The organism is Blastococcus brunescens (assembly GCF_035320885.1).
Lineage (GTDB): Bacteria > Actinomycetota > Actinomycetes > Mycobacteriales > Geodermatophilaceae > Blastococcus_B > Blastococcus_B brunescens.
The window spans coordinates 1,385,987-1,397,848 of the sequence record NZ_CP141261.1 but is presented as its reverse complement, the minus strand read 5'-3'; the positions used below and the strand labels follow the sequence as shown (position 1 = coordinate 1,397,848).

Below are 11,862 nucleotides of genomic sequence, written 5' to 3'. Positions count from 1 at the left end.
AACGATGAGGTGCCCGGGCTGGGCGACGTGCTGTCCGCGGTGGGTCCCCGGTTGCGGTCGCTGCGCCTCGAGCGCGGCGCGACGCTCGGCCAGCTCTCGGCCAGCACCGGGATCTCGGTGAGCACGCTGTCCCGGCTGGAGTCCGGGCAGCGGCGGCCGACGCTGGAGCTGCTGCTCCCGCTCGCCCGCGCCCACCAGGTGCCCCTGGACGAACTGGTGGACGCTCCCGAGACCGGCGACCCACGGATCCACCAGCGCTCGTTCGAGCGCCACGGCATCACCATGATCCCGTTGACCCGCAGGCCCGGAGGGCTGCAGGCCTACAAGATGGTCTACCCACCCCGATGGCCCGCCGGCGACCTGGAGCAGCAGACCCACGAGGGCCACGAGTGGCTCTACGTGCTCAACGGACGGTTGCGCCTGCTGCTGGGCGAGCACGACCTCGCCCTGACGGCCGGCGAGGTCGCGGAGTTCGACACCCGCACACCGCACGCCATCGCCAACCCCGGGTCGTCCCCGGCCGAGGTGCTGGCGCTCTTCGGTCCGCAGGGCGAGCGGATCCACGTGCGGGCACGTCAGGGACGCACGGACTGACGGCTCCGCCGCAGGGCGATGTGCGTCCGTGGCGCCTTCCGGGCCGGGAACGCGCCCCTGCACACATCGCCGGGCGTGACCGACGTCGCGGCCCCCGCCCCGCGTGCCGTCTAAGGTAAGCCTTACTTGCTCGTGCGCCGACCGTGCCGCGAGCCGGAGGAGGAACGCCATGACCGAGCAGCCCGTGGCGGCGCAGCGCCCGGCAGCCCCCGGCCGGAACGGCGGGCAGCGCGGGAAGCGCAAGCGGGTGCCGCGGGTGGCGGCGGTGGTCCGCACCGAGCGGATCACCCCGCACATGATCCGGGTGGTGCTCGGGGGCGACGGGCTGACCGGCTTCCCGGCCGGGGAGTTCACCGATCACTACGTCAAGCTGCTCTTCGCCCCGCCGGGGCGACCTACCGCGCCCCTTCGACGTCGAGCAGCTCCAGGCGGAACTGCCCCGCGAGCTGTGGCCGGTGACGCGCACGTACACGGTGCGCGCCTGGGACGCCGAGACCGGTGAGCTGACCATCGACTTCGTCCACCACGGCGACGAGGGCCTGGCCGGTCCGTGGGCCGCCGCGGCGCAGCCCGGGGATGTCATCCAGCTGATGGGCCCCGGCGGCGCGTACGCCCCCATCCGGAGGCCGACTGGCACCTGCTGGCCGGTGACGAGTCCGCGCTGCCGGCCATCGCGGCCACCCTCGCCCGGCTGCCGGGAGCCGCTCGGGTCCTGGCCCTCGTCGAGGTCGCCGGCCCGGAGGAGGAGCAGTCCGACGTGACCGTCCCCGACGGCGCCGACCTGGTGTGGCTGCACCGCGGGGACGCCGCCCCCGGCGCAGCGCTGGTGGCGGCCGTGCAGGGCGTCCGGCTCCCGGAGGGCAGGGGACACGTCTTCGTGCACGGCGAGGCCGTCGCCGTCCGGGAGCTGCGCCGGCACCTGCGGGCCGCGCGCGGGCTGGACCCGGAGTTCAGCTCCATCTCGGGCTACTGGCGCCGGGGCGACACCGAGGACCGCTGGCAGGCGGCCAAGCCCGAGTGGAACGCGGCCATCGAGGCGGAGGACGCCGTCCCGGCCGGATGACCCGGCGTCGTGGGGACCCGCGCCTGACGCGGGCCCCCACGAGCCGATCGCCTCTCAGCCCGGGAAGCCCACCGAGTGGGTGTCCATGAACTCCCGCAGCCCCTCGATGCCCATCTCGCGGCCGAAGCCGCTGTGGTTGAACCCGCCGAAGGGCGCGCGCTCGTCGAGGAACGCCGCCCCGTGGCAGTTGACGAACGTGTAGCCGGTGCGCAGGCGGGCCCCGATCTCGGCGGCCCGGTCCATGTCCGCCGTCCACACCGAGGAGCACAGCCCCGACCACGTGTCGTTGGCGCGGGTCACGGCGTCCTCGACGTCGTCGAAGGGCATGATCGGCAGGGTCGGCCCGAACTGCTCCTCGGCGACGACACGGGCGTCCTCGCGCGGGTCGAGCACCAGCGACGGCTTGAGGAAGTTGCCGACCGAGATGTCGGCCCCGTCGACCGGCTCGCCGAACTCGCGCACCTCGGCACCGGACTCCCGGGCCTGGGCGAGGAGCTCCTGCACGTACTCCTTCTGCCGCGTCTGGTGCAGCGGCCCCATCGTGACGCCCTCGTCCAGGCCGTGGCCGAGCCGGGTGGCGGCCAGCAGGCCCGACAACCCCTCCACCACCTCGTCGTACCGCGACCGGTGCACGTACAGCCGCTTGGTCGCCATGCAGATCTGGCCGGTGGAGTCGAAGGTGCCGCCGAACATCTTCTGCAGCGCCTCCTCACCGAGGTCGGCGTCCGGCAGCACGATGGCCGGGTCGTTGCCGCCGAGCTCCAGCGCGACGCGGGTCAGGGACTGCGAGGCCATCTCCATGATCTTCCGGCCGCCCCCGGACTGCCGGTGAAGCAGACCTTCTTCACCCGGTCGTCCTGGATCAGCGCCGAGCCGATCTCCGCGTCGTGACCGGTCACCACGTTGAGCACGCCTGGCGGCAGCAGCTCCGCCATCTTCTGCACGGTGCGGGTGGTCGCCAGCGGAGTGGTCGGCGGCGGCTTGACCACCACGGTGTTGCCTGCCACCAGCGCGTACGGCAGCGACGCGGCGAGGATGGCCATCGGCCAGTTGAACGGCACGATGATCGTCACCACGCCCAACGGCAGGTAGGAGACCTTCGTCCGCCACGGCGGGGCGGGGAGCGTCACCGACTCCTCCACCCGGTCCGCCAGCCCGGCGGCGAGCTGGCAGCGGTGGGCGAACACGATGGAGTCGATGAACGACTCCATGCGGATCTTGCCGTTCTCCCGGGTCAGGATCTCCGCCACCGCCTGCCGGTCGGCCTCCAGCGGTGCGAGCGCGGCGGTGATCAGCTCCGCCCGCTCCTGGGGGTCCGCGCCGCCCACTCCGGGAAGGCGCGGTGGGCCGCCGCGACGGCCTCCTCGGCCTGCTTGGCGCTGGCGGCGGCCGCGTACCCCACGACGGACCGGCCGTCGGCGGGATCGATCACCTGGAGGTGGTCGTCCCCGCTGCGTACCTCACCGGCGATGAACAGTTCGGTCCTGATCTCCGGCAGCTGATCCTGAGACACCATCGTCTTCTCCTCGGACGGGGGCGGAACCTGCGGCTGCAGGCCACGGATGGGAGTGCGGACACGGGCGGCACGGCCCGGCCACCTGCGACCTCGGCGGGCGCTCACGGCGTGGTGCGCCCGCGGAGGTCCAGCCAGCCCGAGGGGTCACGACCGCGTCCACCGGTCGATCGTGCGCCTCGGCCGGCAGTTCGTCGACGACCTCGTCGTCGAAGGCCAGCGCGACGAGGACGGCGTCCTCGCGGGCATGCGGGAGGGCACGGTCGTAGTACCCCCGCCCCGGCCCAACCGGATGCCGGCGCGGTCGACGACCAGCGCGGGGACGACGACGACGTCGGCGTCCCGGAGGGCGGTGGCGTCGAGCCGGGGCCCGACCGGTTCCATCAGGCCGTAGCGGCCCGGCCCGAACCGTCCGGTGTCCTCCGCCCAGCCGAGGTCGCGCCCCCGGGCGGGGATGACCGGCAGCAGCACCCGCGCGCCGAGGGAGGCCAGGGCCGCGGGGAGCCGCCCGTGCCCGGGCTCGGTGGGGTCCGGCACGAACGCCGCCACGGTGCCGGCTCCGGCCAGCCCGGGGAGGAGGACGCCGGCGACGGCCTCGGCCGCGGCGGCGCGTTCGGCCGCCGGGCGCTCCAGCCGGCGGGCCAGGAAGCGGGCTCGCAGCGCGGCCTTGACCGCCACCGGGTCCCCGGGACCGCTCACCGGGACACCCCGGCTCCCGACGCCGCCGCCAGCCCGCGCCGCATGCTCAGCGGGCCCCGGCGGTGAGCAGGGCGTCCAGCCGTGGGTACACCCGCCGGACGTTGCCCTCGAAGACCGCCGCCCGCCTCTCCTCGTCGAGCGCCCCTTCGCGAACGCGGCTTCCACGTAGCGGCGGGTGTCGTCGAAGTGGTGACCGGTGCGCGGGTCGATGCCGCGCACCGCACCCACCATCTCGGAGCCGAAGAGGACGTTCCCGGTGTCGATGACGTCGAGCAGCAGGTCGATGCCCGGCTGGTGGTAGACGCAGGTGTCGAAGAAGACGTTGCCCATGACGGTGTCCTCGACAGGGGCTGCCCGAGCATGTCGGCCAGTCCCCGGTACCGGCCCCAGTGGTAGGGCACCGCTCCCCGCCGTGCGGGATCACCAGGCGCAGCTCCGGCAGGTCCGCGAACAGGGTGCCCTGCAGCAGCTGCATGAACGCGGTGGTGTCGGCGTTGATGTAGTACGCGCCCGTGGCGTGGAAGACCGGGGTGGCCGAGGCGGAGACGTGCACCATCGCGGGCACGTCCAGCTCCACCATCGCCTCGTAGAACGGATACCAGCTCCGGTCGGTCAGCGCCGGGGAGGTCCAGTGCCCGCCGCTGGGGTCGGGGTTCAGGTTGCACCCGACGAAGCCCAGCTCCTCCACGCAGCGCCGCAGCTCGTCCACGGAGCCCCGGATGTCAGCGCCCGGCGACTGGGGCAGCTGGCTCACCCCGACGAACCGGTCGGGGAAGAGCGTCGTCACCCGGTGGACCAGGTCGTTGCAACGTCGGGACCACTCCAGGCTGACGGCGGCGTCGCCGACGTGATGGGCCATCGCCGAGGCCCGCGGCGAGAAGAGCGTGACGTCGATGCCGCGCTCGTCCATCAGCCGGAGCTGGCTGGTCTCGATCGTCTCGCGGATCTCGTCGTCGCTGATCGACGGGTAGGCCGGCGGCGTCGTCCCCGCCTGCCACGCCGCGATCTGCTGCTCGCGCCACGCGGTGTGCGCGGCCGGCGCGGTGGTGTAGTGCCCGTGGCAGTCGATGATCATGATGGCTCCTTCTCCGGGGCGATCGTCCCGGCGGCTGCGGAGTCCCGGAGCTCGACGAGCAGGTCGCGGGCGGCGGGGGCGATGCGGGCCGGCACCCCGAGTTCGTGCAACTGCTCGGTCGCGGCGGCCATCTCGTCGGCCCGTCGCCGGGCGTGCGCGTGGGTTCCGTCCACGATGCGGTCGAGGCTCCGCTCGTCGAAGCCGGTCAGCTCCGCCGCGATGTTCCCCGCAGCCAGTCGGCGCAGCCGGCCGCCTGGGCGCCGCGCAGCGCCTCCACCACGGCGGCGGCGAGACCCTTGTAGAAGACGCTGCGCAGGAGCTTCCGGGAGATCGCCGTTCCCGCCGGCCCTCCTGGACGGCCACGTCGGCACCCAGCCCCGCGAGCAGGTCGCGGAAGCGGTCGGCCCCTCCCCGAGACGAGCATCGGCGTGCGCAGGCCCTTGCCGGGCACCGGCGACATCAGCGCGACGTCGATCACCGGGACGTCGCGCTCCGCCGCACGCGCGGCCAGCGCCACCTTCACCCCCGGGCTCGCCGTGTTCAGGTCGGCCCACAGCGTGCCGGCGCGCAGGGCGGGCAGGGCGTTCTCCAGCGCCGTCATCGCGTCGTGCGAGCTGTTCACGCTGAGCACGATGTCGGCATCAGCGACCGCCTCGGCCTCCGAGGCACGCGGCTGCACCCCGTCCACGGAGAGGTCCTTCGGGTCGTAGCCGCGGACGTCGGCGCCCGCGGCCACCAGATCGCGCGCGATCTCCGAGCCGGCCTCACCGAGGCCCAGGACGGCGATCCGGGTGCTCACCAGGACCTCCCTCCCGGTCGTTCGCCGGCCTCACTCCTGACCCACCGGCGGAGTGCCGTGGGTGTGGAACGTAGAGATGGTCTGCAGCCCCCAGGCCTGGCCCTTGGCCCGCTCGGCCTCCGACCAGTTGACCGGCTGCCAGTCCGGGGCGAAGACGAGCCGGGCGGCCGGGTTGTCCAGCTCGATCCGGTTGCCCGCCGGCTCCCAGACGTAGAGGAAGAAGCTCTGCTGGATGGTGTGCTTGTGCGGTCCGGTCTCGATGTGGATGCCGTGCTCGAGGGCCAGGTCGGCGGCCCGGATGATGTCGTCGCGGCTGTCGACGGCGAACGAGAGGTGGTGCAGCCGGCCCGCCGTGCCGGTCTTGTCCTTGGTCCACACGGCGTTGTAGCCCTGGTTGGTGAAGGTTGTCCAGGTGCCGGCAATCTCACCGCTGTCCAGCACGATCTGCTCGGTGGTCATGGCCCCGAGCGTGTCCACGAAGAAGTCGCGGTTCTCCTGCGGGTTCACGCCGAGGTAGTTGATGTGGTCGATCCGCCGGACGCTGACCCCCGGCCGGGATAGGCCTGCGCCTGGTTCTTCAGCGCGGGCTTCAGGGCCCCCTCGGGCCGGTACCACTCGGTCTCGTAGTAGACGCCCATCTCGTGCCCATCGGGGTCGGTGAAGACGTAGACCGGCCCGTACCCCGGGTCGCCGTCCTGCCAGCCCTTCCCGAGGCCGGTCGCCTCGATCGCGGCCACCCGGCGCTGCAGCGCCTCGGGCGTGCTGGCCCGGAAGTTGGTCCGGCCGACCCCGGGCTGCGCGGCGGCGGTGAGCTTGATCGTGGTGTTCTCGTAGTCGTCCCAGGCGCGCAGGAACACCGAGTCCCCGTCCGAGCCGTTCTCCGTCATGCCCAGATAGCGGACGAAGAAGTCCAGGCTCTCCTCAGGCTTGTCGGTCAGGAGCTCGACGTGGGCCAGGTGGGCGATGTCGTGCAGGGGTGGCACGGGCTCTCCTTCGAATCTGGTCTCTCGGTCAGGCCCGCGGGAACGCGGTTCCGTCGAAGAGCTTGCGGGCGGTGCGGACGACGCCCGAACGCACGACGCGGGGCGGAGTGGTGGCGCCGTCGACGACGACGTCCACGAGCAGGTGGCCGGTCGGGTGCTCGACATCCACCCGCGAGGTGTCGGTCGGCCAGTCGGCGGTGAGCTCGTGGCCGACCGCCCCGGGCAGCAGCATCCCGGTGACCACGCTGACCGCGCCCAGGACGCCGATCGACGTGTGCGGGCGCACCGGGATGAACGAGCGCGTGCAGACCTGCCCGCCGTCGCGCGGAGCGGCGAGCAGCGCGGTCTTCGGCACCGACGCCGACGACACGTCGCCCATGCCCATCAGCTGGGCGGCCTTGCGGCGGAACGCGTCGATCCGCTCCAGCAGCGCCGTGTCGCCGGCGAGCTCCTCGTGCGACTCGTAGCCGGTCAGCCCGAACGACCCGGCCAGCGCGAGGACGACCGGCATACCGTTGTCGATGCAGGTCGCGTCGATGCCCTCGATCGTGTCGCGCACGTGCCCGGTGGGCAGCAGGCTGCCGGTCGCCGAGCCCTCGGTGTCGGTGAACGCCAGCACCACCGGGGCCGCGGCCCCGGGGACACCGGCGATCTCGATGTCGCCGCGGTACTCCACCCGGCCGCCCGGGGTCGGGAAGGTGGCCACGGCGACGCTGTCGGAGTTGACCATGCGGATCCGCACCGCGGTCTCCTCGTCGCCGGCGGCGACCAGTCCGCGCTCGACGGCGAACGGTCCGACGCCGGCCAGGATGTTGCCGCAGTTCTGCCGGTCGCTGACCGTCGCCTCGTCGACCCCGAGCTGCAGGAACAGGTAGTCGACGTCGACCTCGGGGGCGTCGGAGGGCGAGACCACGGCAATCTTGCTGGTGAGCGTGGTGGCCCCGCCCAGCCCGTCGATCTGCAGCGGGTCGGGCGTGCCCATCAGCCGCAGCAGCAGGTCGTTCCGTTCGGCCGGGTCGGCGGGCAGGTCCTGCGCCTCGAAGAACAGCCCGCGGGAGGTCCCGCCCCGCAGCATCGTGCATCGGACCCCGGTGTCCTGGTAGCTGCCGCGCACGGTCATGCGTCCTCCTCCGCGTACTTCTCGTGGGAGACGTACTCGATGCCGAACTCGCCGAGCCGGTTCCGCAGGCCGTAGCGGTCGAGTCCGAGCTCACCCTGCTCGAAGGCGGCGCGGGCGGCGGACTCCTTGTCGATCCGTGCCTGCGCGGCGGTCAGCGCCCGCGGCACGTCGTTCCGCGGCACCACCAGCACGCCGTCGTCGTCGGCGACCACGACGTCCCCGGGACGGATCACCTGCCCGCCGAGCACGATCGGCACGTTGACCGCCCCGGCGGTCGCCTTCACCGAACCCTGCGCGCTGACTGCGCGCGACCAGGCGGGGAAGCCCATCTCGCGCAGCTCGGCGACGTCACGCACGCCGCAACCGAGGATCACGCCGCGCACCCCGCGGCGGGCCAGCGCGGTGGCGAACAGCTCACCGAACAACCCGTCCGTGGACGGCGAGTTGGTGGCGACGACGAGCACGTCGCCGGGCCGGCACTGCTCCACCGCCACGTGGATCATGAGGTTGTCGCCCGGCCAGCACAGCACGGTGACGGCGGTCCCGCCGATCCGCGCCCCGGCCCAGGCCGGCCGGAGCTCCGGGCCCAGGTAGCCGACCCGTCCGAGCGCCTCGTGCACGGTGGCGACGCCGAAGCCGCCCAGCTTCTCGGCGTCGCCGGTGTCGGCGCGGGGCGGATCGGTGACGACGACGTTCCTCATGCGGGCACTCCGGGCTCGGGCATCGGATCGGACAGCGCAGCGATGACGCCGCGCAGATGGGTGGTGGCCGCGGCTTCCGCGCGGTCGGGGTCGCGGGCGGTGACGGCGTTCACGAGCTCGCTCAACCCGCGCAGGCTCACGCGGGGGCGGCCGGGCCGGAGGGAGAGGCGGAACTGGTGCCGGACCAGCTGGGCCTGCAGGCGGCTGACCAGGTCGGCGGCGATCGGGTGCCGGGCCGCCGCGCCGACCATGCCGTACAGCTGCTGGATGAGTGCCGAGTACGTGAGGACGTCCCCGGCGTCGACGGCGCCGGCCATCGCCTCCAGGTGGGCGCGCATCCGGTCGATCTCCGCGTCGGTGATGCGCTCGGCGGCCTTGCGGGCGAGCAGGCCCTCGAGCGGCAGGCGGCACTCGGTGATGGCGATGGCCTCGTCGGTGGAGACCACCCGGACCCGCGCCCCCTTGTTCGGGATCCGCTCGACCAGGCCCTCCGCTGCCAGCGCGTCGATCGCCGACCGGACGGCGCTGCGGCTGACGCCGGTCAGGGCGACCAGCTCGGCTTCGACCAGCCGGAATCCCGGCGGCATCTCACCGCGGGAGATCGCGGCGCGCAGCGCATGCTCCGCGGTCGCCTGAGCCTCCGAAGCCATGGCCGCACCGTAATCCACCCGGGACCGATTGCCAACAATCCTGTGGGCAATCCACGCCGCCTGCTTCCGGGCCACGCACGCGCCCGACGATCCCCTGCGCCGGTGCGCGCACGGGGGAGCAGCTACGCCCCTGCCGCCCCCGGCATCAGTGCGTCGATGACCCCTGCAGGTGTGCCCGCGCCGCCGACTCGGCGGTGTCGGGCCGGCGCTCCGCGACGGCGTCGACCACCCGCGTCAGCGCGGCGAGCGATTGCTGGGGCCTCCCCGGGCGGAGCAGCAGCTGGAACTGGTGGCGGATGATCTGCCCCTGCAGGCGCTCGACCAGCGCCGATGCCATGGGCTGGCGCGCCGACTCCCGCACCAGCCGGTAGTGCTCGCGGATCAGCGCCGCGTACTCGAGGAGCTCCTGGTCGGCCACGGCCCGCTGCATCCGCTCGAGGTTGACCCGCAGGAGGTCGATCTCACCGGGCGTCGCGTTCTCCGCCGCCTTGCGTGACAGCAGTCCGTCGAGGACCTGACGGCACTCCAGGATCGCGACCGCCTCGGACGCGGACACGATCCGCACCCGTGCCCCGCGGTTGGGGATCCGCTCGACCAGGCCCTCGGCGATGAGCACGTCCAGGGCCAGCCGGGCGCTGTTGCGGGTCACGCCGTACCGCTCCCCCAGCTCGGGCTCGACCAGCCGCTGTCCGGGCGCGACGGCCCCGCGGGTGATCTCGTCCCGGAGCCGCTGCTCGGCGAGGCACTTGGCCCGCACCCCGCTGAGCGGGTGCACGGCCTCGCCCGTCATCTGCGCCACCGGCTCACCGTAGGGAGGCGCGACGGGGCACCTCAAGGGCGCTGTCGATTCCGGTACGACGACGTCCTCCCGAGGAGTGGCACGCCGGACGGCGGGGCGGCCCGTCAGAGCCGCCCCGCCGCATCAGGTCGACGTCAGCCGAAGTCCTCGACCGTGTCGTAGCCCGTGCCGTTGTACTTCTGCACGTTCAGGGTCGAGACCGCAGGCTGACCGTCCTCGCTGGTGGTCACCGACGTGCCCTCCAGCATGAGCGGCGCCTGGAAGTCCTCGATCGAGCGCAGCGCCTCCATGAAGCTGTCCCGGGTCGGCTCCTCCATCTCCATGAAGGCCTGCTCGAGCGTCGCGCCGAGCATCCAGCTCCACTGGCAGTGCGGGAACGCCGGCGGGTCCGGGTAGTCGCCGTACTCGGCGAGGGCGGACAGGTACGTCTGCACGTCCTCGTCCTCGGCGAAGGCGGGGCTCTGCGGCGCCTTGGAGAACGACACGGAGTAGATGCCCGGGAAGGCAGCCGCGCCGCCGGGCTGGAGGATCGCCCCGGGCTCGAGGTGTTCGAGGGCAGGAACCAGCTGGGCAGCCAGTTCAGCTGCTGCGCCTTCTGCAGCGCCGAGATCACCAGCGGGGTCACCGACATCGCGTTGAAGAAGACGTCGGCACCGCTGTTGGCGAGCTCGGTGATCTGCGCGTCGACGGACGTGTCGGTCGCCTCGTAGGTCAGCTCTTCGACGATCTCGATGTTGTCCGCGCCCTCGACGGCGGACTTGAAGCCCTCGACGTAGCCCTCGCCGTAGTCGTCGTTCTGCGACAGGATCGCGACCTTGTGCTCCTCGCCCGATGCCGCGAGCAGCTCGCCGAAGGCCTCTCCCTCGTTCTGGTAGATCGGCACGAAGCCGAGCTGCCAGGGGCTCTGCTCGGTGTCGCTGAACAGCGGGTCGCCGGTCATGATGAGCACCTGCGGCACCTCGTCGGCGATCGCCGCGTCGCGCCAGGCGCGGTTCGTCGGCGTGCCCAGCCCCGCGGTCATCGCGAAGACGTCGTCCTTGAGCTGGTCGTAGTTCGCCGCCGCCTGCTGCGGGTCGTACGTGTCGTCGAGCGCCTCGATCTCGACGGTGCGGGTCTGCCCGTCGCCGAACTCGACGCCGCCCTCGGCGTTCTTCATGCCGAAGTACGCCTGGACGCCGGCGACCGTGCAGGTACCCGGGCCCGCCGTGGCACCGCTCAGCGGGGTGGTGATGCCGAGCGTGACCGAGTCGTCGGTGATGCCGGGGCTGGGCGCTCCTCGGCCGCGTCACCGCTGCGCCCGGCGTCCCGCCCGCCGCCGCAGGCGGTGAGCGTCAGCGCGAGCGCCGACACCGCGGCGATGCCGACCGCCTGCCGCGATCCAAAGGTCCTGTTCATGCGTGACCGTGCCTCTCTGTCTGGGGTTGCTCCGCCGCGGTGCCCGACCCGAGGGTCGATGACGGAGTGGTCGGTGGTGCGGCGGAGCCGCGACCGGCTGGAGAGCGCCGCAGCCTGCGCATCACCGCGCGGGGCAGCGACACGAGGCCACCGGGGAGGACGAACAGCACGGCCAGCAGGAGCGCGCCCTGCAGCAGCGCCGTCAGGCTCGGGTCGACTGCGTTCGTGAGGTCGGGGACGACCACGTAGAACGCGCCGCCGAGGAGCGAGCCGACGATGCTGCCGGCGCCGCCGATCACCATCGCGACGAGCAGCTCGATCGAGTGCCCGAAGCTCATCGTCTCCGGCGACGTGTACTGGACGACGACCATGTACAGGAAGCCGCTCACCCCGCCGATCAGCGACGCGATGGTGAAGGCCAGGACCTTGTAGCGGTAGGGCGAGATCCCCATGGACGACGCCACGTTCTCG

General features: G+C 72.9%; 15 protein-coding genes and 3 pseudogenes. 3 read left to right on the top strand and 15 right to left on the bottom strand.

The genetic code is table 11. The annotated features are described in order from the left end of the window. Positions 1-9: 9 nt before the first annotated feature. From U6N30_RS09295 to U6N30_RS09280, 3 genes and pseudogenes are all read left to right on the top strand, one after another. Complete coding sequence (locus tag U6N30_RS09295) at positions 10-594, top strand: helix-turn-helix domain-containing protein (protein WP_324277064.1); 585 nt, start codon at positions 10-12, stop codon at positions 592-594. Positions 595-763: 169 nt separating this feature from the next. After that, positions 764-1,355, top strand: a pseudogene (locus U6N30_RS33645) (siderophore-interacting protein). Beyond that, positions 1,256-1,657, top strand: coding sequence for a siderophore-interacting protein (locus U6N30_RS09280; RefSeq protein WP_324278217.1), 402 nt, complete (start codon positions 1,256-1,258; stop codon positions 1,655-1,657). The pseudogene U6N30_RS33645 and the gene U6N30_RS09280 overlap by 100 nt, the downstream one beginning before the upstream one ends. Positions 1,658-1,711: 54 nt before the next feature. On the opposite strand, the gene U6N30_RS09275 is transcribed toward U6N30_RS09280, so the two are convergent. From U6N30_RS09275 to U6N30_RS09205, 15 genes and pseudogenes are all read right to left on the bottom strand, one after another. Then, positions 1,712-2,452 carry an aldehyde dehydrogenase family protein gene (locus U6N30_RS09275; protein WP_324277061.1) on the bottom strand — a complete coding sequence of 247 codons (741 nt, stop codon included), beginning with the start codon at positions 2,450-2,452 and terminating at the stop codon, positions 1,712-1,714. Next, positions 2,434-3,173 (bottom strand): annotated as a pseudogene (locus U6N30_RS09270) (aldehyde dehydrogenase family protein). Before U6N30_RS09270 ends, U6N30_RS09275 begins: the two are co-directional and overlap by 19 nt. Further along, positions 3,118-3,848, bottom strand: a pseudogene (locus U6N30_RS09265) (5-formyltetrahydrofolate cyclo-ligase). The pseudogenes U6N30_RS09270 and U6N30_RS09265 overlap by 56 nt, the downstream one beginning before the upstream one ends. A 67-nt stretch (positions 3,849-3,915) precedes the next feature. After that, on the bottom strand, positions 3,916-4,944 hold the full coding sequence (locus tag U6N30_RS33640) for an amidohydrolase family protein (RefSeq protein ID WP_422678054.1): 1,029 nt from the start codon (positions 4,942-4,944) through the stop codon (positions 3,916-3,918). Further along, the gene (locus U6N30_RS09255) at positions 4,941-5,117 is read right to left on the bottom strand and encodes a DUF1932 domain-containing protein (protein WP_324277060.1); all 177 of its coding nucleotides are present in this window, start codon (positions 5,115-5,117) and stop codon (positions 4,941-4,943) included. The genes U6N30_RS33640 and U6N30_RS09255 overlap by 4 nt, the downstream gene beginning before the upstream one ends. 32 nt (positions 5,118-5,149) lie before the next feature. Then, the gene (locus U6N30_RS09250) at positions 5,150-5,743 is read right to left on the bottom strand and encodes an NAD(P)-binding domain-containing protein (protein WP_324277059.1); all 594 of its coding nucleotides are present in this window, start codon (positions 5,741-5,743) and stop codon (positions 5,150-5,152) included. Between the two features lie 30 nt (positions 5,744-5,773). Beyond that, on the bottom strand, positions 5,774-6,250 hold the full coding sequence (locus U6N30_RS09245) for a VOC family protein (RefSeq protein ID WP_324277058.1): 477 nt from the start codon (positions 6,248-6,250) through the stop codon (positions 5,774-5,776). Next, a complete protein-coding gene (locus U6N30_RS09240) occupies positions 6,247-6,726 on the bottom strand; it encodes a VOC family protein (RefSeq protein ID WP_324277057.1) in 480 nt (159 codons plus the stop codon). The genes U6N30_RS09245 and U6N30_RS09240 overlap by 4 nt, the downstream gene beginning before the upstream one ends. Positions 6,727-6,754: 28 nt before the next feature. Then, positions 6,755-7,846, bottom strand: coding sequence for a 4-oxalomesaconate tautomerase (locus tag U6N30_RS09235; protein WP_324277056.1), 1,092 nt, complete (start codon positions 7,844-7,846; stop codon positions 6,755-6,757). After that, positions 7,843-8,547 (bottom strand): 4-carboxy-4-hydroxy-2-oxoadipate aldolase/oxaloacetate decarboxylase, encoded by a 705-nt coding sequence (locus U6N30_RS09230; protein WP_324277055.1) that lies wholly within the window; start codon positions 8,545-8,547, stop codon positions 7,843-7,845. Before U6N30_RS09230 ends, U6N30_RS09235 begins: the two co-directional genes overlap by 4 nt. Continuing rightward, on the bottom strand, positions 8,544-9,197 hold the full coding sequence (locus tag U6N30_RS09225) for a GntR family transcriptional regulator (RefSeq protein WP_324277054.1): 654 nt from the start codon (positions 9,195-9,197) through the stop codon (positions 8,544-8,546). The genes U6N30_RS09230 and U6N30_RS09225 overlap by 4 nt, the downstream gene beginning before the upstream one ends. Positions 9,198-9,342: 145 nt before the next feature. Further along, positions 9,343-9,987 carry a GntR family transcriptional regulator gene (locus U6N30_RS09220; protein WP_324278216.1) on the bottom strand — a complete coding sequence of 215 codons (645 nt, stop codon included), beginning with the start codon at positions 9,985-9,987 and terminating at the stop codon, positions 9,343-9,345. 235 nt (positions 9,988-10,222) lie between these two features. Further along, positions 10,223-11,215: an ABC transporter substrate-binding protein gene (locus tag U6N30_RS09215; protein ID WP_324278215.1), complete on the bottom strand. Its 993-nt coding sequence runs from the start codon at positions 11,213-11,215 to the stop codon at positions 10,223-10,225. Next, positions 11,212-11,391, bottom strand: a complete 180-nt coding sequence (locus U6N30_RS09210) for a hypothetical protein (protein WP_324277053.1) — start codon at positions 11,389-11,391, stop codon at positions 11,212-11,214. Before U6N30_RS09210 ends, U6N30_RS09215 begins: the two co-directional genes overlap by 4 nt. After that, entirely contained in the window at positions 11,388-11,855 is a 468-nt protein-coding gene (locus tag U6N30_RS09205; protein WP_324277052.1) for a branched-chain amino acid ABC transporter permease, read from the bottom strand. The genes U6N30_RS09210 and U6N30_RS09205 overlap by 4 nt, the downstream gene beginning before the upstream one ends. Positions 11,856-11,862: the final 7 nt, after the last annotated feature.

What these genes read in the sequence shown, in the direction of transcription:
- U6N30_RS09235 (WP_324277056.1), bottom strand. Translation starts at nt 7,846, where the DNA reads ATGACCGTGCGCGGCAGCTACCAGGACACCGGGGTCCGATGCACGATG.
- U6N30_RS09230 (WP_324277055.1), bottom strand. Translation starts at nt 8,547, where the DNA reads ATGAGGAACGTCGTCGTCACCGATCCGCCCCGCGCCGACACCGGCGAC.
- U6N30_RS09225 (WP_324277054.1), bottom strand. Translation starts at nt 9,197, where the DNA reads ATGGCTTCGGAGGCTCAGGCGACCGCGGAGCATGCGCTGCGCGCCGCG.
- U6N30_RS09220 (WP_324278216.1), bottom strand. Translation starts at nt 9,987, where the DNA reads ATGACGGGCGAGGCCGTGCACCCGCTCAGCGGGGTGCGGGCCAAGTGC.
- U6N30_RS33640 (WP_422678054.1), bottom strand. Translation starts at nt 4,944, where the DNA reads ATGATCATCGACTGCCACGGGCACTACACCACCGCGCCGGCCGCGCAC.
- U6N30_RS09275 (WP_324277061.1), bottom strand. Translation starts at nt 2,452, where the DNA reads ATGGCCTCGCAGTCCCTGACCCGCGTCGCGCTGGAGCTCGGCGGCAAC.
- U6N30_RS09210 (WP_324277053.1), bottom strand. Translation starts at nt 11,391, where the DNA reads ATGAACAGGACCTTTGGATCGCGGCAGGCGGTCGGCATCGCCGCGGTG.